At 41.4% G+C, this 19,824-nt stretch carries 24 protein-coding genes; all 24 read left to right on the forward strand.

Translation table 11 applies throughout. The annotated features are described in order from the left end of the window. The first annotated feature begins 12 nt into the window (after positions 1-12). The 24 genes from ADH27_RS05915 to ADH27_RS06030 all read left to right on the forward strand — a co-directional run bounded on the left by ADH27_RS05915 (position 13) and on the right by ADH27_RS06030 (position 19,819). Positions 13-645, forward strand: coding sequence for a nicotinate-nucleotide adenylyltransferase (locus ADH27_RS05915; RefSeq protein ID WP_048691710.1), 633 nt, complete (start codon positions 13-15; stop codon positions 643-645). After that, positions 642-1,238, forward strand: a complete 597-nt coding sequence (gene yqeK / locus ADH27_RS05920) for a bis(5'-nucleosyl)-tetraphosphatase (symmetrical) YqeK (RefSeq protein WP_048716488.1) — start codon at positions 642-644, stop codon at positions 1,236-1,238. Before ADH27_RS05915 ends, yqeK begins: the two co-directional genes overlap by 4 nt. After that, entirely contained in the window at positions 1,239-1,739 is a 501-nt protein-coding gene (locus ADH27_RS05925) for a cysteine hydrolase family protein (protein ID WP_048716492.1), read from the forward strand. A gap of 14 nt (positions 1,740-1,753) precedes the next feature. Further along, positions 1,754-2,107 (forward strand): ribosome silencing factor, encoded by a 354-nt coding sequence (gene rsfS / locus ADH27_RS05930; RefSeq protein ID WP_048691704.1) that lies wholly within the window; start codon positions 1,754-1,756, stop codon positions 2,105-2,107. A gap of 284 nt (positions 2,108-2,391) precedes the next feature. Further along, on the forward strand, positions 2,392-3,132 hold the full coding sequence (locus tag ADH27_RS05935) for a class I SAM-dependent methyltransferase (protein WP_342622109.1): 741 nt from the start codon (positions 2,392-2,394) through the stop codon (positions 3,130-3,132). A gap of 33 nt (positions 3,133-3,165) precedes the next feature. Then, positions 3,166-4,929 (forward strand): ATP-dependent nuclease, encoded by a 1,764-nt coding sequence (locus ADH27_RS05940; protein ID WP_048716498.1) that lies wholly within the window; start codon positions 3,166-3,168, stop codon positions 4,927-4,929. 21 nt (positions 4,930-4,950) lie between these two features. Further along, positions 4,951-6,045, forward strand: a complete 1,095-nt coding sequence (locus ADH27_RS05945; RefSeq protein WP_048716501.1) for a nucleotidyltransferase — start codon at positions 4,951-4,953, stop codon at positions 6,043-6,045. A gap of 239 nt (positions 6,046-6,284) precedes the next feature. Beyond that, the gene (locus ADH27_RS05950; RefSeq protein ID WP_173018610.1) at positions 6,285-6,539 is read left to right on the forward strand and encodes a type II toxin-antitoxin system Phd/YefM family antitoxin; all 255 of its coding nucleotides are present in this window, start codon (positions 6,285-6,287) and stop codon (positions 6,537-6,539) included. A 3-nt stretch (positions 6,540-6,542) separates the two neighbouring features. Continuing rightward, positions 6,543-6,797 (forward strand): Txe/YoeB family addiction module toxin, encoded by a 255-nt coding sequence (locus tag ADH27_RS05955; protein ID WP_048716507.1) that lies wholly within the window; start codon positions 6,543-6,545, stop codon positions 6,795-6,797. Positions 6,798-6,970: 173 nt separating this feature from the next. Beyond that, on the forward strand, positions 6,971-7,687 hold the full coding sequence (locus ADH27_RS05960) for a YebC/PmpR family DNA-binding transcriptional regulator (RefSeq protein ID WP_006146163.1): 717 nt from the start codon (positions 6,971-6,973) through the stop codon (positions 7,685-7,687). 188 nt (positions 7,688-7,875) lie between these two features. Continuing rightward, positions 7,876-9,018: an amidohydrolase gene (locus tag ADH27_RS05965; protein ID WP_048716511.1), complete on the forward strand. Its 1,143-nt coding sequence runs from the start codon at positions 7,876-7,878 to the stop codon at positions 9,016-9,018. Between the two features lie 127 nt (positions 9,019-9,145). Then, positions 9,146-9,973 (forward strand): amino acid ABC transporter substrate-binding protein, encoded by an 828-nt coding sequence (locus tag ADH27_RS05970; protein ID WP_048716597.1) that lies wholly within the window; start codon positions 9,146-9,148, stop codon positions 9,971-9,973. A gap of 32 nt (positions 9,974-10,005) precedes the next feature. Beyond that, positions 10,006-10,878 (forward strand): MetQ/NlpA family ABC transporter substrate-binding protein, encoded by an 873-nt coding sequence (locus ADH27_RS05975; RefSeq protein ID WP_023024186.1) that lies wholly within the window; start codon positions 10,006-10,008, stop codon positions 10,876-10,878. 68 nt (positions 10,879-10,946) lie between these two features. Next, positions 10,947-12,320, forward strand: coding sequence for a M20/M25/M40 family metallo-hydrolase (locus ADH27_RS05980; protein WP_048716514.1), 1,374 nt, complete (start codon positions 10,947-10,949; stop codon positions 12,318-12,320). Then, on the forward strand, positions 12,313-13,380 hold the full coding sequence (locus tag ADH27_RS05985; RefSeq protein ID WP_048716517.1) for a methionine ABC transporter ATP-binding protein: 1,068 nt from the start codon (positions 12,313-12,315) through the stop codon (positions 13,378-13,380). The genes ADH27_RS05980 and ADH27_RS05985 overlap by 8 nt, the downstream gene beginning before the upstream one ends. Further along, positions 13,377-14,069: a methionine ABC transporter permease gene (locus ADH27_RS05990; protein ID WP_006595735.1), complete on the forward strand. Its 693-nt coding sequence runs from the start codon at positions 13,377-13,379 to the stop codon at positions 14,067-14,069. The genes ADH27_RS05985 and ADH27_RS05990 overlap by 4 nt, the downstream gene beginning before the upstream one ends. Positions 14,070-14,084: 15 nt before the next feature. Beyond that, positions 14,085-14,663: an MptD family putative ECF transporter S component gene (locus tag ADH27_RS05995; protein WP_048716519.1), complete on the forward strand. Its 579-nt coding sequence runs from the start codon at positions 14,085-14,087 to the stop codon at positions 14,661-14,663. Positions 14,664-14,680: 17 nt separating this feature from the next. Then, positions 14,681-15,529, forward strand: a complete 849-nt coding sequence (locus ADH27_RS06000) for an SAM hydrolase/SAM-dependent halogenase family protein (RefSeq protein WP_006595737.1) — start codon at positions 14,681-14,683, stop codon at positions 15,527-15,529. Positions 15,530-15,542: 13 nt separating this feature from the next. After that, positions 15,543-16,094, forward strand: coding sequence for an ECF-type riboflavin transporter substrate-binding protein (locus ADH27_RS06005; protein ID WP_048691672.1), 552 nt, complete (start codon positions 15,543-15,545; stop codon positions 16,092-16,094). 139 nt (positions 16,095-16,233) lie between these two features. Further along, a complete protein-coding gene (locus ADH27_RS06010; RefSeq protein WP_048716521.1) occupies positions 16,234-16,428 on the forward strand; it encodes a helix-turn-helix transcriptional regulator in 195 nt (64 codons plus the stop codon). A 28-nt stretch (positions 16,429-16,456) separates the two neighbouring features. Beyond that, positions 16,457-16,936 (forward strand): DUF6773 family protein, encoded by a 480-nt coding sequence (locus ADH27_RS06015; protein ID WP_048716523.1) that lies wholly within the window; start codon positions 16,457-16,459, stop codon positions 16,934-16,936. Beyond that, positions 16,937-17,428: a DUF6773 family protein gene (locus ADH27_RS06020; RefSeq protein WP_048716525.1), complete on the forward strand. Its 492-nt coding sequence runs from the start codon at positions 16,937-16,939 to the stop codon at positions 17,426-17,428. It abuts the gene before it with no gap. 150 nt (positions 17,429-17,578) lie between these two features. Next, on the forward strand, positions 17,579-18,562 hold the full coding sequence (locus tag ADH27_RS06025; RefSeq protein WP_048716527.1) for a rhodanese-related sulfurtransferase: 984 nt from the start codon (positions 17,579-17,581) through the stop codon (positions 18,560-18,562). A gap of 360 nt (positions 18,563-18,922) precedes the next feature. Continuing rightward, positions 18,923-19,819, forward strand: a complete 897-nt coding sequence (locus tag ADH27_RS06030; protein ID WP_048716528.1) for a DUF4299 family protein — start codon at positions 18,923-18,925, stop codon at positions 19,817-19,819. The last annotated feature ends 5 nt before the right edge of the window (positions 19,820-19,824 follow it).

Consider the following 19,824-nt stretch of genomic DNA (forward strand, 5'->3'; position numbering starts at 1 on the left):
GAGAGCAGGTATATGGCCATTGAACTATTAACCCCCTTTACCAAGGTGGAGTTAGAGCCAGAGATCAAAGATAAGAAACGCAAACAAGTTGGAATCCTCGGAGGGAATTTTAATCCCGTCCATAATGCCCATCTTGTAGTTGCAGATCAAGTCCGCCAGCAACTAGGCTTGGATAAGGTCCTTCTCATGCCAGAATATGAGCCTCCGCATGTGGATAAAAAAGAAACCATTGATGAAGGCCATCGCTTGAAAATGCTGGAACTAGCCATTGAGGGCATTGAAGGTCTGGAAATCGAGACGATTGAGCTAGAGCGTAAAGGGATTTCCTATACCTACGATACGATGAAGTTGCTCAATGAGCGAGACCCAGATACAGACTATTACTTCATCATTGGAGCGGATATGGTAGACTACCTGCCAAAATGGTATCGGATTGACGAATTAGTGGAGATGGTGCAGTTTGTCGGTGTTCAACGTCCCCGTTACAAGGCAGGAACCTCCTATCCTGTGATTTGGGTTGATGTTCCTCTTATGGACATCTCTTCTAGCATGGTGCGAGAGTTTATCGCCCAAGGTCGGACGCCGAATTTTATGTTGCCAAAGCCAGTCTTGGACTACATCAAGAAAGAAGGTTTGTATCAATGACCTATGAAAACTATCTCGGCTTTTCTCGTGAAGTCTTGCTTGAAAAAATGGGTCAAATCTTGCCAGAAAAACGCCTAACCCACTGTTTAGGGGTTGAGAAAGCTGCGCGTGACTTGGCCAAACGCTATGAAGCAGATGAAGAACAGGCTGGACTAGCAGGTCTCTTGCATGACTATGCCAAGAAATTATCGGATCAGGAATTTCTAGACTTGATTGATCGCTATAGTCTTGATCCAGAATTAAAAAACTGGGGAAATAACGTCTGGCATGGAATGGTCGGGATTTATAAGATCCAAGAAGACCTCGGACTGACAGATCCAGCCATTCTTCGGAGTATTGAGATTCATACAGTGGGGAGTAGTCAGATGTCAACCTTAGACAAGATTGTCTATGTGGCAGATTATATTGAACACAACCGGGCCTTTCCAGGGGTAGATCAAGCTCGTGACATCGCCCAAATCTCCTTGGATCAAGCGGTGGCCTATGAGACAGCTCGCACAGTCGAACACCTGGCCCACCAAGGATTGCCCATTTATCCCCAAACCCTTGAAACCTATAACGCCTTTGTGAAGTATTTGAAAGAGGAGCAGTGAGTGAAAACAGCTTTTATCATTATTGATGTACAAAATATCCTCGTGGAGACAGGTTTTGAGACAGAAAAGCTGTTAGAGAAGATTGCTTATTTACAAGATCAGGCAAGAAAACAGCAGATTGAAATCATCTACATTCAGCATATTGAAACGCCAGAGGCTTTAACCTCGGAAGATTGGCAATTATCTCCTCTGTTGAAAAGACAGGAGAATGAAAAGGTATTTCAGAAGCGATACAATAGCATGTTTAAAGAGACAGGATTAAAAGAATATTTGGATCAACAAGGGATTGAACAACTGGTCCTATGTGGCATGCAGACAGAATATTGTGTCGATACATCCGTCAAAGTGGGCTTTGAATACGGCTACAAGCTGGTCATTCCAGAAGGAGCTGTCACAACCTTTGATGGAGAGGATATTCCAGCAGAAACGCTTAATGAATTTTATGAAAATATTTGGGCAGGACGTTTTGCGGATGTCTTAGATTACAAATCAATTTTTTAAGGAAAGAGGATTACATGAAAGAAAAAGAACTACTTGAACTTGTTGTTAAAGCTGCCGATGAAAAGCGCGCGGAAGACATTGTGGCTTTGGATGTTCAAAGCTTGACCAGCGTGACAGATTACTTTGTCATCGCAAGCTCTATGAATAGCCGTCAGTTGGAAGCTATCGCAGAGAATATTCGTGAGAAAGTCGTTGAAGCTGGTGGCAATGCCAGTCACGTCGAAGGTGACTCAGCTGGAGGTTGGGTCCTTCTTGACTTAGGTGGTGTAGTAGTCCATGTCTTCTCAGAAGAAATGCGTACCCACTATAACCTAGAAAAGCTATGGCACGAAGCAAGTGTTGTCGATCTTTCAGCAGCCCTAGCATAAGCAGGTAAACTCAGTTGGTATCAACTGAGTTTTGTTGGTTAAATTGAAATTCTATGGAAAGAAAGGATGGAGCCTTGTGCTTGGTTAGGTTTCTAACTGAACACGAGCTAAAAGCTGTGAGAAAAAGAAAAATTTTCTCTTTGCTTTTAAGGCTCTTTGTATCTTAGAAAGGATTTGAACCCGTCCTGTACTCCTCGGAAAATAGATAGCTCTCCTTGGAGCTTAGCTCCATCGTCGTGCTCCTAATTTTCTATCGGATTACGGGCGGACTTGGTATCATGAATATGGCGACTTATGAAACGTTTGCGGCGGTCTATGATGCGGTCATGGATGACGGTCTGTATGATTTGTGGACGGATTTTTCCATCCGGCATCTCCCTAAAAGCAAGGATCGGAAAAAATTGCTGGAATTGGCTTGTGGGACAGGGATTCAATCTGTTCGCTTTTCTCAAGCTGGGTTTGATGTGACAGGATTAGACCTGAGTGCTGACATGCTGAAAATTGCTGAAAAAAGGGCTACTTCAGCCAAGCAGAAGATTGATTTTATCGAGGGCAATATGCTGGACCTGTCGCAAGCAGGCACTTATGATTTCGTGACCTGCTACTCGGATTCTATCTGCTATATGCAGGACGAGGTAGAAGTAGGGGATGTCTTCAGAGAAGTCTATAATGCCCTCAATGAGGACGGAGTCTTTATCTTTGATGTCCATTCGACCTACCAGACAGATGAGGTCTTCCCAGGCTATTCTTACCACGAAAATGCGGAAGATTTTGCCATGCTCTGGGATACTTACGAGGATGCAGCTCCCCACTCGATCGTCCATGAGCTGACCTTCTTTGTCCAAGAAGAGGATGGCAGCTTTAGTCGCCACGATGAAATCCATGAAGAGCGCACCTATGAAGTTTTAACCTATGACATCTTATTGGAGCAGGCTGGCTTTAAGTCCTTTAAACTCTATGCGGACTTTGAAGATAAGGAGCCAACAAAGACCAGCAAACGTTGGTTCTTCGTATGTAATAAATAATTTTAATAATTTGAAAAGGGAGATGCTAATTAGATGCTTAAATTTTTACATCTGGAAGATTATCGTTGCTTTAAAGATACAAAACTGGAGTTTAAAGATTTAACAATTGCAGTTGGAAAAAATAATGCAGGAAAATCAACTATTATTGAAGCATTAAGAATAATTTCTTATGCCTTATCTAAACCAATTTTTAGAAATATTCCTGAAAGTTTGGCTCGCAATTTCTCTAGAAAAGCTAAATGTATTAATGTCAACGGTAAAATGTTAAAAATTAATACAAGTACGATTCCACATAAATATGAAGAAGATGCTAAACCAAAACTCACTGCTGGTTTTCATGGAGGATATAAAATTATAGTTCATTTCCATGATGACTTAATATTTGCACTTATTTATGATTCAAATGGTAAAATTATTACTAATAAAACTGCTTTTAATGATTCTGGATTCCCAAAGTTAAATATTTTACCTCAAATAGGCCCGCTAAGAAAAATTGAAAAATACTTATCAAAAGAAACAGTAAGAAAAGATAAAGATACATATTTATCATCTTTACACTTCAGAAATGAAATTTATTTAGAAATGAGTAATGATGAAAATGTATTTAATGAATTTTCTTCGTTAATAAAGCAAACATGGAAAAATCTGTACATAAATCCTCCAAAACTTGAATTCTCTTCAGATGATACTATGGTTTCTCTGGTTGTAGGAGAGAATGAGTTTATGACAGAATTAGGATATGTTGGTAATGGACTTCAAATGTGGTTGCAAATGATGTGGTTTGTTACTAAATCAAAAAATCAAGGTATAACGACGGTTATTCTAGATGAACCAGATGTTTATATGCATCCTGATTTACAACGAAAATTATTGAAATATGTTCGTAGAAATTTTCAACAGGTTATAATTGCGACTCATTCTATAGAAATTATTTCTGAGGTAGATTCAGAGAATATTTTGAATGTTAGTAATAAAAAGAAAAATTTGAAGTATACAAATGAGTTACTCGCTGTTCAAAAAGTGGTAGATGAAATCGGAAGTATTCAAAATATGTCTTTGATACGTTTGTTTACGTATAAGAAATTAATATTTCTTGAAGGTGACGACATGTGGTATTTGAAGGGTTTTTTTGATAAGTTATATCCTGAGAGTGATTTTTCGATTGATCATATATTTTCTATAAAAATAAAAGGTTTTTCGAACTTAAAAAAATATTTTGAAGTAGCCGATTTTTTTAAGAATATTGATAGGAAGTTAAGTATAATTGGAGTTTTAGATAGAGATTATTATCCAGATTCGTTCTTGAATTCAATAAAACAGGATGCAGAAGTTAATGAGCGTCTAAAGTTACATATTTGGGCAAAAAAAGAAATAGAAAATTATCTTTTGGTTCCGGAGGTTTTATTTAGAATATCAAAAGGACAAGATAGAGATAAGTTTTATTTTGAATTAGAAGATATTTGTGAAACTTTTCGAGAAGAGACATTCCGAAAGTTTTTTGATAAGATGGTTTCTTATGGAACGGGAGATGGAAAAGAATTAAATTCTAAGTGGGAACCATCAACGATTTATTCTAAATGCCAAGAATTGTTTGATAATCGATGGAAAGTTAATCTAGAAAATAAAATGTCGATGATTAATGGTAAAGATTTAAAAAGTAAAATTTATAAATTTATTAATAAAGAGTATCATCAAAATTGCACAGATAGAATTATACTTAAAGAAATAAATAGAGAGGAAATACATAAGGATATTGAGAGTCTATTTTTAGACATTATTGATGGTATAGAAATATAGGTGTAATAGTAGGAGGATCTCATGATGATCACAGGTATTATTGCAGAATTCAATCCTTTTCACAATGGGCACAAGTACCTGCTGGAACAGGCAGAAGGGGTGAAAATCGTCGCCATGTCTGGGAATTTTGTCCAACGTGGTGAACCTGCCATTGTAGACAAATGGACACGGGCCCAGATGGCTTTGGAAAATGGAGCGGATTTGGTGGTCGAGCTCCCCTTTCTCGTGGCTGTTCAGTCGGCCGACCATTTTGCCAAGGGAGCGGTAGAGATCTTGTCCCGTCTGGGAATCGACCAATTGATCTTTGGGACAGAAGAAGTCATAGATTACCAAGCGATTGCGACAGTTTATTCTGAGAAATCATCGGAAATGGAAGCTTTCTTGCGAAGCCTTCCAGAAGACTTATCCTATCCACAAAAGACCCAAAAAATGTGGGAAACCTTTGCTGGAGTGGAGTTCACAGGGGATACTCCCAACCATATTCTAGGGCTGGCTTATGCCAAGGCTTGTGCTGGAAAGGGGATTGCACTCAAGCCTATTCAACGCCAGGGAGCAGGCTACCATTCAGAAGAAAAAGAAGGGGACTATGCTTCTGCGACTAGTCTACGCCTGCACAAGGAAGATCAGGACTTTGTCGCTAAATTCATGCCCAATAGCCAGCTCTTTCAGTCGGCTCCGCAGGTGTCTTGGGAGAATTATGACCAACTGCTCCGTTATCAAATCCTAACCCATCCGGATTTGACACAGATTTTTCAAGTCAATGAAGAACTGGCCAATCGGATAAAGGATGCGGTTCGAAGTGCTAACTCTGTGGAAGATCTGGTGGAGAAAGTCGCAACCAAGCGCTATACCAAGGCGCGCGTGCGCCGCATTTTGACCTACATCTTGGTAGGGGTGATGGATCAAGCTCTTCCCGATGCCATTCATGTCTTAGGATTTTCCGCAAAGGGACAAACTCACCTCAAAGGCTTGAAAAAATCAGTAGAAATCGTGACCCGAATCGGTAAGGAACCTTGGGATAGTTTGACCCAGCAAGCGGATCAGGTGTATCAGCTAGGTCACCCCCAATTGCCTGAACAAATCTGGGGACGGGTGCCAGTGAGAGTGGAAGAATAGAAAGTTTCACGTAAATTTTTTCTGCCCACATTCACGTAAGGCAAGAACGTTATGATGCACGGAAACAGTGTTTATCCATTGACTAAAAATTTTTTTAGTCAATGGATTTTTTTGTTTTTACCAAATTTAGAAGCTTTTTTACGAATAATTAAGTGGAGAGGGAAAAACTTGTACAAGTTCCTGACAAGTTTTTCTTTTTCATGTATAATAATAGAAAAGAGGTAGAATGAGGTATGGTCATGGAAGCAGTCGTTTATTCAACATTCCGCAATCATTTGAAGGATTATATGAAGAAGGTGAATGATGAGTTTGAGCCTTTGACAGTCGTGAATAAGAATCCAGAAGAAGATATTGTGGTCATCTCTAAGAGCGAGTGGGACAGCCTACAAGAAACCCTGAGACTAGCTCAGAACAAGGAATTGTCGGATAAGGTCCTACGGGGCATGGCAGAAGTCCGAGCTGGTCAGGTTCAACTCCATGAGATTGAGTGGTAACAGATGTTACTCAAGTTTACAGAAGATGCTTGGAAGGATTATTGTTACTGGCAAAGTCAGGACAAAAAAACACTGAAGCGGATTAATAGCCTGATTAAGGAGATTCAAAGGGATCCATTTACTGGGATTGGTAAGCCTGAGCCCTTGAAATATGACTTTCAAGGAGCATGGTCAAGACGGATTGATGCAGAAAATCGCCTGATTTATATGCTAGATGAGTCAGGAGTTGCCTTTCTGTCATTTAAAGATCATTACTAAGTCTCTAACAGAGAGGCTTTTTTATAGTTAAACTAGCTATTTAAGTTTCCAACTCATAGAAAGTTCCCATAAAATCCCCCTTTAAAAATAGAAAATTCTAGTCCAAGTTCAGCGATTTGTGATATAATGTTAAAGATTGAAAATAATATGAATCAAACACAAGGAGAATCCTCATGGGACGTAAATGGGCCAATATTGTAGCCAAGAAAACTGCCAAAGATGGTGCTAACTCAAAAGTATATGCGAAATTCGGAGTAGAAATCTATGTAGCCGCTAAAAAAGGTGAGCCAGATCCAGAATTGAATACTGCTTTGAAATTCGTTATCGACCGTGCTAAACAAGCACAAGTGCCGAAACACGTAATTGATAAAGCGATCGATAAGGCAAAAGGAAACACAGACGAAACCTTTACAGAAGGACGTTATGAAGGATTTGGACCAAATGGTTCCATGTTGATCGTTGATACCTTGACTTCAAATGTTAACCGTACAGCTGCCAATGTCCGTGCTGCCTTTGGTAAAAACGGCGGAAACATGGGAGCTTCTGGTTCTGTATCTTACCTCTTTGACAACAAGGGGGTTATCGTCTTTGCAGGTGATGATGCGGATGCCATCTTTGAGCTTTTGCTGGAAGCAGATGTCGATGTAGACGATGTAGAAGCAGAAGAAGGAACAATCACTGTTTACACTGCTCCAACTGACCTTCACAAAGCGATTGTTGCTTTGCGTGAATCTGGTATCGAAGAATTCCAAGTAACCGAATTGGAAATGATTCCTCAATCAGAAGTTGAGTTGTCAGGTGAAGATTTGGAAACCTTTGAAAAACTCTACAGCGTCCTTGAAGATGATGAGGACGTGCAAAAGATCTACACTAACGTAGATGGATTCTAATAGAAATAGACCTTTGAAGATAATTTCTTCAAAGGTTTTTTTCTTGAGGTTTGGCATTTTTAGGAAAGAAAGCAGAGGTCACAACAATAATGATATAGTCCCTGGCTATAACTGAGAGAAAAAAATAGGAATTAGACGAATAGTGGAGCCAGTGATAGAATAGAACTATGCTAGAAAGGGGACGAGAAATGGTATCATTTTCCTATGAACATCTAGTGCCCATTCGGCATTATGTGCATCAGCATCCGGAGTTATCTGGACAAGAATACCAAACCACAGCTTATCTCAAAGCCTATTTGGAAAAGCTAGGTGTACGCATTTTAAACAGTGGATTAAAGACCGGTCTGATTGCTGAAATCGGAAGCGGTAAACCAGTCATTGCCCTTCGCGCAGATATTGATGCCCTTCCAATTCAGGAGAACACGGGTCTTGACTACCAAAGTCAAAACCCTGGTGTCATGCATGCCTGTGGCCATGATTTCCATCAGGTCAGCCTATTAGGGGCTGCAGAAGTCCTAAAAGCTATGGAAGCAGACTTAAAGGGGACGATTCGGTTGATTTTTCAGCCGGCTGAGGAGACTTCTGAAGGAGCATCTGCGGTATTAGCGACCGGGCTCCTAGAGGATGTACAGGCCATCCTTGGATTTCACAACATGCCGTCATTGCCTGCGGGTCAGTTGGCCCTGCGTCCAGGTGCCATGATGGCGGGAGTTGAAAAGTTCAAGGTGACTGTCACTGGGGTGAGCAGTCATGCGGCTCGACCGGATCTCGGTTTGGATACGGTTGTAGCGATTACTAGTATGGTCCAGCAGTTGCAGACCTTGGTCTCCCGTACGGTTTCGCCATTTGAGACAGCTGTCCTATCGGTGACCCATATCGAAGCTGGTTCAACCTGGAATGTTCTTCCCAAGTCTGGTTACTTTGAAGGAACCATTCGAACCTTTAATCCGGATCTCCAGAGACGGCTCAAGGCGGATTTCATTCGCGTGATCGAACAGATCTCCAACAGTACCGGAGTCATGGTCCAATTTGCTTGGGGCAAGACACCACCTGTTACCTATAATGATAAGGCCTTGGCTAAAAAAGTCTTTCGCTGGTCCAAGTCTTTTGCAGAAGTTGTTGAGGCCCAGCCATCGACAGCGGGTGAAGATTTTGCTTTCTATCAAGAGAAAATCCCAGGAGTCTTTGCTTTTATCGGATCGAATGGTGCAGCGGATGCACCGGATCTCCACCATGATAGCATGGTCATAGATGATGCAGCTTTTGCAGTATCAGTTCCATATTACGTAGAAAATGCCCTCGCTTTACTGGAAAAATTTTCAACCAAATGAGACGTGATAGATAAAACCTATCACCGCCATAAAGAAAATATAATACCCAAGAGTCAGGAATTTTGATATGATGGAAAAAGCTGTTTTTTTAAGAGGAACAAACAATTTTAGTGAAAAAGGAGAACAAATGAAATTGAATAAATTCATCAAATATCTTGGTTTAAGCCTTGTGGGCTTAGCAGCAGTTGGGACTTTGGTAGCCTGCTCATCCAAGTCATCAAGTAAATCAAGTGGAAAACGGACCATTGAAGTTGCAACAGTTGGAACAACCAAACCCTTCACCTATGATAAGGACGGGGAATTGACTGGTTATGAAATCGAAGTCATGCGTGAAATCTTCAAAGGTTCAGATAAGTATGAAGTCAACTTTAATAAGACAGAGTGGTCTTCTATCTTTGCGGGCTTAGACGGTGATCGTTACCAGATCGGTGTCAGCAACCTTAGCTACGATAAAAAACGTGCGGAAAAATACTTGTACCCAAATCCTTACGCTAAGAACCCAGTGGTCTTAGTGGTTCGCAAAGATTCAGGGATCAAGTCACTGGACGATATTGGTGGCAAGTCTACAGAGGTCATCCAAGGAACTTCTACAGCGAAACAATTGGAAGCATACAATGAAGAGCACAAGGATAATCCAACAGAGCTCAAATATACAGATGGAACGATTCAATCTATTCTTGCTAATTTGAGCGATGGCCGTTCAGATTATAAGATTTTTGAACGTTTGACAGTTGAAGCCTTAATCAAGGACCAAGGGTTGGATAATTTGGAAGTGATTGAACTTCCAAGTGATCAACAACCATACGTTTACCCAATCCTTGCCAAAGGTGAGAAAGAATTGGAAACCTTCGTCAACAAACGGATCAAAGAGTTGTACGAAGACGGGACACTTGAAAAGTTGTCTAAGAAGTACTTTGGTGGAACCTACCTTCCAGAAGCTTCTGATATTAAATAAGGTTATTTAAAAACATCATAAGGAGAAAGAATATGAAATTAACAAAACTTTTTGGTGTAGCAGCTCTTGCTACCGTTGCAACCTTTGCCTTAGCAGCATGTGGGTCTTCAAAATCATCTAAATCATCTGATAAAGATGGTGTGACAACTGTTAAAGTTGGGGTGATGAACTTAAGTGATACAGAAGAAGCACGTTGGAAAGAAGTGCAAAAGAACTTAGATGATGCAAAAGCAAACATCAAATTGGAATTCACTCAGTTTACAGACTACTCACAACCAAACCAAGCTGTTCGTGATGGTGATGTGGATATCAACGCTTTCCAACATTACAACTACCTTGAAAACTGGAACAAAGAAAACAGCGCAGACCTAGTTTCTGTGGCAGATACTTACATTGCGCCAATCCGTCTTTACTCTGGTACAAAAGATGGGAAAAATAAATACACTGATGTGAAAGACATTCCTGAAAAAGGAACCATTGCAGTACCAAACGACCCAACAAACGAAAGCCGTGCTTTGTATGTATTGGAATCAGCTGGTTTGATCAAGTTGGATACAAAAGATGGGGAATTGGCTACCATCAGCAACATCAAAGACAATCCAAAGAACTTGACAATTTCTGAGTTGGACGCTTCTCAAACAGCTTCTTCACTTCCATCAGTTGATGCAGCAATCATTAACAACACCTTTGTTCGTGAAGCAGGTATTGATTACAAGAAAGCTCTCTTTGTAGAAAAAGCAAACAGCAACTCTAAACAATGGTACAACTTGATTGCAGCTAAGAAAGATTGGAAATCATCTGATAAAGCCAAAGCAATCGAAGCCATTATTAAAGCCTACCATACTGACAACGTGAAGAAAGTCATCGAAGAATCTTCAGACGGTATGGACCAACCAGTTTGGTAATTGAGAGGATGAATAGAGAGGTGGAGAAGGTTTTCTCTACCTCTTATCGTGTATAGTAGGAGGAAATGATGTCCAATCCAAGAGAGACAGAACAAATACGCAAATTTGAAAATGATGAGGTGGCTCAGCATTATTTTGAAGTCCTGAGGACCCTCATTTCCAAGCGCTCCATTTTTGCCCAGCAGATTGGCTTAAAGGAAGTGGCGACCTATTTGGGAGAAATTTTCACAGCTGCAGGAGCTAAGGTAACTGTGGATGACAGTTACACAGCGCCATTTGTCATTGCTAAATTTGTTTCACCCAATCCGGACGCGAAGACCATCATTTTCTACAACCATTACGATACTGTTCCAGCAGATGGCGACCAACCTTGGACGAGTGATCCCTTTACGCTGTCGGTCCATTACGGGACCATGTATGGTCGAGGGGTAGATGATGACAAGGGGCATATTACAGCACGGTTAACGGCTATTCGCAAATATATCCGTGAGAATGGCGACCTGCCAGTCAACATTACCTTTATCATCGAAGGAGCAGAAGAATCTGCTTCGACCGACCTGGATAAGTATCTAGCCAAACACAAAAAACACTTGCGTGGGGCAGATCTCTTAGTCTGGGAACAAGGGACTCGTAACCAACAAGGGGAACTGGAAATCTCCGGTGGCAACAAGGGGATTGTTACCTTTGACATGGTGGTCAAAAGTGCAGATGTGGATATCCATTCCAGCTATGGTGGAGTGGTGGAATCAGCATCTTGGTATCTACTCAATGGTTTGTCCAGTCTTCGAGATAAAGACGGTCGTATCCTGGTGGATGGCCTCTATGACTTGATTGAGGAACCTAACGAGCGGGAACTGGCCCTGATTGATCGGTATGCCAATAAAACGGCAGACGATGTGACAGAAATCTACAATCTCCAATTGCCTATCTTGAAAGAGGAACGAAGTGAGTTCTTAAAACGTTTTTATTTTGAGCCAGCTATGAACATTGAAGGCTTGGGAACAGGGTATCAGGGTCAAGGAGTCAAGACGATTCTGCCTGCAGAAGCTCGAGCCAAGATGGAAGTTCGGTTGGTGCCAGGCTTGGAGCCTAAACAAGTCTTGGAGTTGATTCGTAAACAATTGAATCAGAATGGCTTTGAGAAGATTGAACTTGTTTTCACACTAGGGGAAATGAGCTATCGGAGTGATATGAGTGCACCGTCCATTCTCAACGTGATAGATTTGGCCAAACGCTTTTATCCAGAAGGGGTCTGTGTCCTTCCGACAACTGCAGGTACTGGTCCCATGTATACGGTCTTTGAGGCCTTGCAAGTTCCAATGGCTGCCTTTGGTATCGGAAATGCCAATAGTCGAGATCATGGTGGGGATGAGAATGTGAAAATTGCAGACTACTATACCCATATTGAATTAATTAAGGAGTTAATCACAAGTTATGAGTAAAGAAATTATCAAACTGGACCATATCGATGTTACCTTTCATCAGAAAAAACGTGAAATTGCAGCCGTGAAGGATGTGACCATTCACATCAATGAAGGGGATATTTACGGGATTGTTGGGTATTCTGGTGCAGGGAAGTCAACTCTTGTACGGGTCATCAATCTCTTGCAAGTACCGTCAGCAGGTACTATCACCGTAGATGGTGATGTCATCTATCAAGATCGGGTGACCTTGAATGCTGCGGCTTTACGCCAAAAACGCCGAGACATTGGTATGATTTTCCAACACTTCAATCTAATGGCCCAAATGACCGCTGCTGAAAATGTGGCCTTTGCCCTTAAGCATTCAAATTTGTCTAAAGAGCAAAAGGCTGAAAAAGTAGCCAAGTTGTTGGAACTAGTTGGACTGTCAGATCGGGCAGACAACTATCCTGCTCAATTGTCGGGTGGACAAAAACAACGGGTGGCGATTGCGCGTGCGCTCGCCAACGATCCAAAGATTTTGATTTCTGACGAATCAACATCTGCCCTAGATCCAAAAACGACCAAACAAATCCTTGCTCTTCTGCAAGAGTTGAATCAGAAGTTGGGCTTGACAGTGGTCTTGATTACCCACGAAATGCAGATCGTTAAAGATATTGCCAATCGGGTGGCTGTTATGCAAAATGGTGAATTGATTGAAGAAGGTTCTGTTTTAGATATCTTCTCAAATCCTAAGAATGAATTGACGCAAGACTTCATCACAACAGCAACAGGAATTGATGAAGCTATGGTGAAAATCAACCAGCAACAAATTGTTAAGCAATTGCCAGCGGATTCTGTTTTAGCCCATTTGAAATATTCTGGTTCGGTGACAGACACAGCGATTATCAACGATATTTATAAACAGTACCAAGTGTCTGCAAATATTCTACACGGAAATATTGAAATTTTGGATCATACCCCTGTTGGAGAGTTGGTTGTTATCCTGACTGGAGAAGCATCCAACCTATCTGCAGCGCAACGGGATCTACAAGCGGCAGGTGTTTCTGTTCGTGTCTTAAAAGAAGGGAGTAATGCATGATTGACTTTATTCAAACCTATCTACCAAATGTTTACCGGATGGGCTGGAGTGGCCAAGCTGGATGGGGAACAGCGATTTATCTGACCCTTTACATGACCTTTATCTCTTTTGTGATTGGTGGTTTATTGGGACTCATTGCAGGATTATTATTAGTCTTGACAGCACCAGGTGGGATTATCGAGAATAAATTGGTTTTCCATATCTTGGATAAAATCACTTCCATCTTCCGTGCGATTCCATTTATCATCTTGCTAGCCTTAATTAATCCCTTCACTCGTATGATTGTCGGAACTGGGATTGGTCCTACAGCAGCCTTAGTTCCCCTATCCTTAGCTGTCTTTCCGTTCTTTGCTCGCCAAGTTCAAGTCGTTTTGTCTGAGCTTGACCGAGGTGTAATTGAAGCAGCCCAAGCCAGTGGGGCAACATTTTGGGATATTGTTGGTGTCTATCTTCGTGAAGGTCTTCCAGATTTGATTCGTGTTACAACTGTTACCCTTATTTCCTTGGTTGGTGAAACAGCCATGGCGGGTGCGATTGGAGCCGGTGGTCTCGGAAACGTGGCTATTTCCTATGGTTACCAACGCTTTAATAATGATGTCACCTTGCTAGCAACCTTCTTGATTCTGCTTTTGATCTTCTTTATTCAGTTTATCGGTGATTTCTTGACCAAGAAAATTAGTCACCGGTAAGGATGGGTTAGGTACATGAACATGATACAGAAACATCATTTTAAGCAGGTTGCAGCCTTTGCAGGCTTGTATTTTCTTGCTATTGGTTTAGGCGTCCTGCTTGGAAGTCTGGTTGACCATCGAGGAAATATGTTTTATGCTCCAGCCTTCTCTGCCCTAGTTGGTGGAGGGATCTATCGAGTCTATGTTGAGAAAATTCAACGGACAGGAGCTATTCTAGTAGTTGCTCTTGTGATTGGTGCTTTTTTCCTTTTCACTCGTCATGGAGCTGGAGCCTTTCTTCCTGCTCTTGTTGGTGGGCTTTTAGCCGAATTGGTCGCAGGCCGTGGCCACTACCAGTCGAAGTTAGGCAATGCGGTGTCTTTCCTCCTCTTTTCCTTTACGACGACAGGGCCTATCCTTATGATGTGGTTCCAACCAGCTAGTTACCGTGCTTCTTTACTAGCCCGTGGGAAATCGATGGATTATATTGAACGCGTTATGGTACCGTCAAATATGGAGACGGTGAGCTGGTTTTTACTGACCCTTCTTCTTGGAGCTCTGCTAGGTTATCTTCTTGGATACTTGGTCTGTCAAAAACTAAATAGAAAATAACATGATGGAGAAGAAACATGCACAATAATTTACTAGTCCTTCAGTCAGACTTTGGTCTGGTAGATGGGGCTGTCTCTGCTATGATTGGGGTTGCCTTAGAGGAATCACCCACCCTTAAGATTCACCACTTGACCCATGACATTACCCCTTACAATATCTTTGAAGGAAGTTACCGCCTCTTTCAGACGGTAGACTACTGGCCAGAAGGGACAACCTTTGTTTCGGTCGTCGATCCAGGTGTTGGATCCAAACGAAAGAGTGTGGTAGCTAAAACGGCGAAGAATCAATACATTGTTACTCCAGATAATGGAACCCTCTCTTTCATCAAAAAACATGTAGGGATTGTTGCTATCCGTGAGATTTCAGAGGTGAAGAACCGCCGGGCCAATACAGAGTTTTCTTATACCTTCCATGGGCGTGATGTCTATGCCTATACAGGAGCTAAGTTAGCCAGTGGCCATATCAGCTTTGAGGAAGTGGGACCAGAACTCAGTGTTGAACACATTGTAGAAATCCCTGTGGTGGAAACTGTTATGGAGGACAATCTTGTCAAAGGAGCAGTTGACATCTTGGATGTACGCTTTGGTTCTCTCTGGACTTCGATTACCCGAGAAGAGTTCAATCATTTGGAACCTGAATTTGGGGAACGCTTTGAAGTGACCATCTATAACAATGACATGCTGGTTTACCAAAACCAAGTAACCTACGGCAAGTCTTTCGCCGACGTGCGGATTGGACAGCCGATCCTTTATATCAATTCCCTCTACCGTGTTGGTCTTGCTATCAACCAGGGATCCTTTGCCAAGGCCTATAATGTAGGAGTTGGGGCTTCTTGGCATATCGAAATTAGAAAAATGGAAAATTAATAGGAGATAAAATATGAAACAAAAACAAGCTTTTACAATTAAGGATGTTGTAGCCATCGGGGTTGGAGCGGCCCTCTTTGTGGTCATTGCGATGATCCCAATTCCAGCGCCAGCTCCAAATACCAACATTCAGTTGCAATACGCTCTTCAAGCCCTCTTTAGTGTGATCTTTGGTCCGATTGTTGGTTTCTTAATGGGCTTTATCGGACATGCCATTAAAGATGCGATGACTTATGGCCTCTGGTGGACTTGGATCATTTCTAGTGGCTTGTTTGGACTCTTTGTTGGTATCTTCCGCAAGCAAATCGGTAACCTAAAAGGAGAAGTGACCAAGAAAGAATTGATCGTCTTTAACGTCGTACAAGTCATTGCCAACTTGCTTATTTGGGGATTGATTGCTCCGATTGGGGATGTGATGATCTACAAAGAAAGTGCAAACAAGGTATTCCTACAAGGTGTTGTAGCAGGTTCTGTCAATGCTTTAGTGGTAGCTATTGCAGGTTCTCTTCTCTTGATTGCTTATGCACGGACTCAAACAAAAGATGGAAGTTTGTCTAAAGACTAATCATAAATAAGAAGATAAAGTCTGGGAAACCAGGCTTTTTTTGTTTACAAAAAATATTTTTTACAAAATGTAAAATATATGTTGCAAAATAGAAAATATAGTGTATAATAGAGTTATAAAAACAAGAAAGGAAAAGCCTGTGGAGAAAAATCTCAAATTAAAAATGGCCCGGGTCGAGCATGATATGACCCAGGGGGATCTTGCAGATGCCATCGGGGTGACACGTCAGACCATTGGCCTGATCGAGGCAGGGAAGTACAATCCAACCCTCAGCCTCTGCCTAGCCATTTGTAAGACCTTGGATAAGACGCTGGATCAACTGTTCTGGGAGTAACAGTTTTAACAATAGAAAGAGGAAGTATATGAAACAAAAGAAAGAACCAATTGTAAAAGATGAACGGACCATGCTACTTGATGGAAAAATTGCAGGGGAACTTGTTTTAGGAATGACATTATTTATTGCCCTATCTGCCTTTGTGAAAGCTAGTATCTTGGACTTAGCCCTAGTAGCCTATATGCCCGAACTTATTCTCTTGATTGTCATGGGAGTTTATGCCTTTGTGAGAAGGATCAGCTCAGGGATCGACATTCGAGATATGTTAGAAAAAGATAGCTGGTTCAGCCGCATCGGGGCAGGCGTCTTATTTTCCTTATTTGTGATCGCAACGGATGTGATTGGGAAGCGCGAAACGATGAGCTTTATGTTCAGCCCCAAATATCTGCTCAAAATCGTTCTTGCCATTTTGGTCTTTGCTATTTTGACTTATCTGTTAGAGAAACCACTTGCTCTTATCAATCGGAAAAAACAAAAGAAGATTGAGGCAGAGTTAGAGGAGGAATAAATGAGATTACAATTGATGAACAAACAAATCATAGATGAACGAGAAGAAGGACTGGCCAATAAGGCTGGTGCTGAAACGGCTAGTTTTCTGTTCCTTGCCTTAGCGGTTTTTAGTGTAGGATCTATGTTTACTACCAATCCTGGACTGAGTCCAATCATGGTCGTAACCTTACTCATTATTTCAGGATTGTATTATACGGTTCGTTGTCAACGATTGGGTGTAAGGTTTATCAGCTATAGCTACCTCAATCTAATGGGGATTATTACTGTAACTTGTGTTCTCTCCTTATTCATCTGGGCTCAAAATTTTCAATTAAACCAAGCAATCTATCACAATAATCCCTTTCATTCAAAATTTTTGCTGGTGCTTCCTATCACATTTCTCCTGAATCTTCCGATTGTATGGGGGATGAATTCCCTTGTGATGCTCCTAGCAAAAGTAGAGAAAAAACGCTATGAAGCCTATTTAGACCAGTTGGAAAAGGAAGAGTAGGTAGTTGGAACCTTATTTTCGTCGTGTAAAAGTCTGGAACCCCAGACTTTTATTTTTCAGTCAAATAAATTGCATTCGTTTTCTCGGGAGAGTATACTGGTATAGTTGAATGAAAAATTCTGATAATTTAATCTTAGAAAAGAGAATCTTATGGCAAAACCTATTCGTGTTTTACTTTACTATAAATATGTTCCCATCGAAAACGCAGAACAATTTGCGGCTGACCACTTGGCTTTCTGTAAGTCAATCGGCCTCAAGGGCCGTATCCTAGTCGCTGACGAAGGGATCAACGGAACCGTTTCTGGTGACTACGAAACAACACAAAAATACATGGACTATGTTCATAGCCTTCCTGGTATGGAAGACCTCTGGTTCAAGATTGATGAGGAAGAAGAGCAAGCTTTCAAGAAGATGTTTGTGCGTTATAAGAAAGAGATTGTCCACCTTGGATTAGAGGATGATAACTTCGATAACGATATCAATCCCCTTGAAACGACAGGTGCTTACTTGTCTCCAAAAGAATTTAAAGAAGCTCTTCTAGACGAGGATACAGTTGTCCTTGATACTCGTAACGACTACGAGTACGACCTTGGCCATTTCCGTGGCGCTATTCGTCCAGATATCCGCAATTTCCGTGAGTTGCCACAATGGGTCCGTGATAACAAAGAAAAATTCATGGACAAACGTGTCGTAGTTTACTGTACAGGTGGCGTTCGTTGTGAGAAATTCTCAGGCTGGATGGTGCGTGAAGGCTACAAAGATGTCGGTCAATTGCACGGCGGAATTGCAACCTACGGAAAAGACCCAGAAGTTCAAGGAGAACTATGGGATGGGAAGATGTACGTCTTTGACGAGCGGATCGCAGTCGATGTCAACCATGTCGATCCAAGCGTTGTCGGAAAAGACTGGTTTGATGGAACACCATGTGAACGCTATGTCAACTGTGGAAATCCTTTCTGTAACCGTCGCATCTTGACTTCAGAAGAAAATGAAGACAAGTACCTCCGTGGTTGCTCACATGAGTGCCGTGTTCATCCACGCAATCGCTATGTAGAAGAACACAACTTGTCACAAGAAGAGGTTGCTGAGCGTTTGGCTGTTATCGGTGAGACGCTTGATGGAACTCTTGCATAAGCTAAAAACAGCCTTTTGGCTGTTTCAGATTGAAGACAAAGTCTTTTGAAAAACTTCCCTTAGGTGAGCACGGACGTCAGCGAACTTCTACGAAGTTCCATGACTTAGTTTTGAACCTAAGGTTCAAAACTCCCGAGTGCTTGAACCACAGTGGTTCAAGCACTTTTTCTCACAGCGGAAAGTTTTTCATCTTCTTTAATGACAAAAAAATATAAGTCATGTTTTGAAAGTCATCTAGCTGTTTAATGTAGTACAATAGTTTGTCTACATTCAAAAACAGCCTTTCGGCTGTTTTTTCTATGGAAAGTCATGAAAATTTGTGCTATAATTTGGTAAGCGATTACAAAAAGGAGAAAACAAATGTCAGTTGTGTTTTCAATTCGAAATAAAAAGAGTATGTTTGGCTATCAAAAAGTGATGCCAGCTAAAGATGTATTGAATTTGGTGGAAGGAGTTCTTACCTACAGTTTTGAGGAAGCCATGCTTGGCCGCTCTCTCAAAGATTTTCCAGCCATGATGTGTATCCGCTATGGCAAGAGTTGCTTGCCGATCATCCTTCGTTATCTGGATCAAGAGCATGCTTATCAGTTCATCCTTGCAGATTTTGCCACCCTTGAAGATTGGCGACTCATCTTGGAATGGCTCAGTGCCCTAGCTCGTCAGTTGGGGAATGAGATTCACGATAATTTAGGAACCAGCTATGACGCAGATTCTATTTTCTCTTTTGACTATGAGAACTATTTGCTGAAGAATCTACAGAATCTAGAAAAAGATCCAGACCTTCATCAATATCAACTTCAGGGATTTGCTCATCCTGTAATTTTGGATCGTGAGCTCCTTCGTAAAATTTTAGACTCCGCTCAACCTTTAGAGGAGTTCAGTCAAGTGGTTAAAAAGGTTCAATACAGCTCCGCCTTCTTTAGTCAAGTTCGTTTCTACCGTCAGAACGAAACGGGAGGCATTATTGGCAGTTACAGTCTAACAGAAGATACGGATACTGTCTTGCCACGAGTGCCTTTTGTTCCAGCAGAGTTTGTAGAGAAGGTCAATATGGATGAAGTCATCGACTGGAAAGTGAACTTAGTGGAAATCACTGGAAATCCCGATATGCCAGAGAGTTATAAGCCGGTGGGGGCTGTGAATTTAGAAGCCCTACTGAATGCTTTGGATTCGAGTGAATTTGACTTGTTGGATGCCAATCAAATTGAAATCAAAAAATTGTCCAAAGAACGCTTGTTGCAATTAGCCCAACTCTAATAGAA

This window comes from Streptococcus sp. 343_SSPC (assembly GCF_001072385.1).
In the GTDB taxonomy this organism is placed as follows: Bacteria; Bacillota; Bacilli; order Lactobacillales; family Streptococcaceae; genus Streptococcus.

Bases quoted from the DNA above. Each gene is read 5' to 3' on its own strand.
- ADH27_RS05915 (WP_048691710.1), top strand. From the start codon at position 13: ATGGCCATTGAACTATTAACCCCCTTTACCAAGGTGGAGTTAGAGCCA.
- yqeK (WP_048716488.1), top strand. From the start codon at position 642: ATGACCTATGAAAACTATCTCGGCTTTTCTCGTGAAGTCTTGCTTGAA.
- rsfS (WP_048691704.1), top strand. From the start codon at position 1,754: ATGAAAGAAAAAGAACTACTTGAACTTGTTGTTAAAGCTGCCGATGAA.
- ADH27_RS05935 (WP_342622109.1), top strand. From the start codon at position 2,392: ATGGCGACTTATGAAACGTTTGCGGCGGTCTATGATGCGGTCATGGAT.
- ADH27_RS05940 (WP_048716498.1), top strand. From the start codon at position 3,166: ATGCTTAAATTTTTACATCTGGAAGATTATCGTTGCTTTAAAGATACA.
- ADH27_RS05945 (WP_048716501.1), top strand. From the start codon at position 4,951: ATGATGATCACAGGTATTATTGCAGAATTCAATCCTTTTCACAATGGG.
- ADH27_RS05950 (WP_173018610.1), top strand. From the start codon at position 6,285: ATGGAAGCAGTCGTTTATTCAACATTCCGCAATCATTTGAAGGATTAT.
- ADH27_RS05955 (WP_048716507.1), top strand. From the start codon at position 6,543: ATGTTACTCAAGTTTACAGAAGATGCTTGGAAGGATTATTGTTACTGG.
- ADH27_RS05960 (WP_006146163.1), top strand. From the start codon at position 6,971: ATGGGACGTAAATGGGCCAATATTGTAGCCAAGAAAACTGCCAAAGAT.
- ADH27_RS05965 (WP_048716511.1), top strand. From the start codon at position 7,876: ATGGTATCATTTTCCTATGAACATCTAGTGCCCATTCGGCATTATGTG.
- ADH27_RS05970 (WP_048716597.1), top strand. From the start codon at position 9,146: ATGAAATTGAATAAATTCATCAAATATCTTGGTTTAAGCCTTGTGGGC.
- ADH27_RS05975 (WP_023024186.1), top strand. From the start codon at position 10,006: ATGAAATTAACAAAACTTTTTGGTGTAGCAGCTCTTGCTACCGTTGCA.
- ADH27_RS05980 (WP_048716514.1), top strand. From the start codon at position 10,947: ATGTCCAATCCAAGAGAGACAGAACAAATACGCAAATTTGAAAATGAT.
- ADH27_RS05985 (WP_048716517.1), top strand. From the start codon at position 12,313: ATGAGTAAAGAAATTATCAAACTGGACCATATCGATGTTACCTTTCAT.
- ADH27_RS05990 (WP_006595735.1), top strand. From the start codon at position 13,377: ATGATTGACTTTATTCAAACCTATCTACCAAATGTTTACCGGATGGGC.
- ADH27_RS05995 (WP_048716519.1), top strand. From the start codon at position 14,085: ATGAACATGATACAGAAACATCATTTTAAGCAGGTTGCAGCCTTTGCA.
- ADH27_RS06000 (WP_006595737.1), top strand. From the start codon at position 14,681: ATGCACAATAATTTACTAGTCCTTCAGTCAGACTTTGGTCTGGTAGAT.
- ADH27_RS06005 (WP_048691672.1), top strand. From the start codon at position 15,543: ATGAAACAAAAACAAGCTTTTACAATTAAGGATGTTGTAGCCATCGGG.
- ADH27_RS06015 (WP_048716523.1), top strand. From the start codon at position 16,457: ATGAAACAAAAGAAAGAACCAATTGTAAAAGATGAACGGACCATGCTA.
- ADH27_RS06020 (WP_048716525.1), top strand. From the start codon at position 16,937: ATGAGATTACAATTGATGAACAAACAAATCATAGATGAACGAGAAGAA.
- ADH27_RS06025 (WP_048716527.1), top strand. From the start codon at position 17,579: ATGGCAAAACCTATTCGTGTTTTACTTTACTATAAATATGTTCCCATC.
- ADH27_RS06030 (WP_048716528.1), top strand. From the start codon at position 18,923: ATGTCAGTTGTGTTTTCAATTCGAAATAAAAAGAGTATGTTTGGCTAT.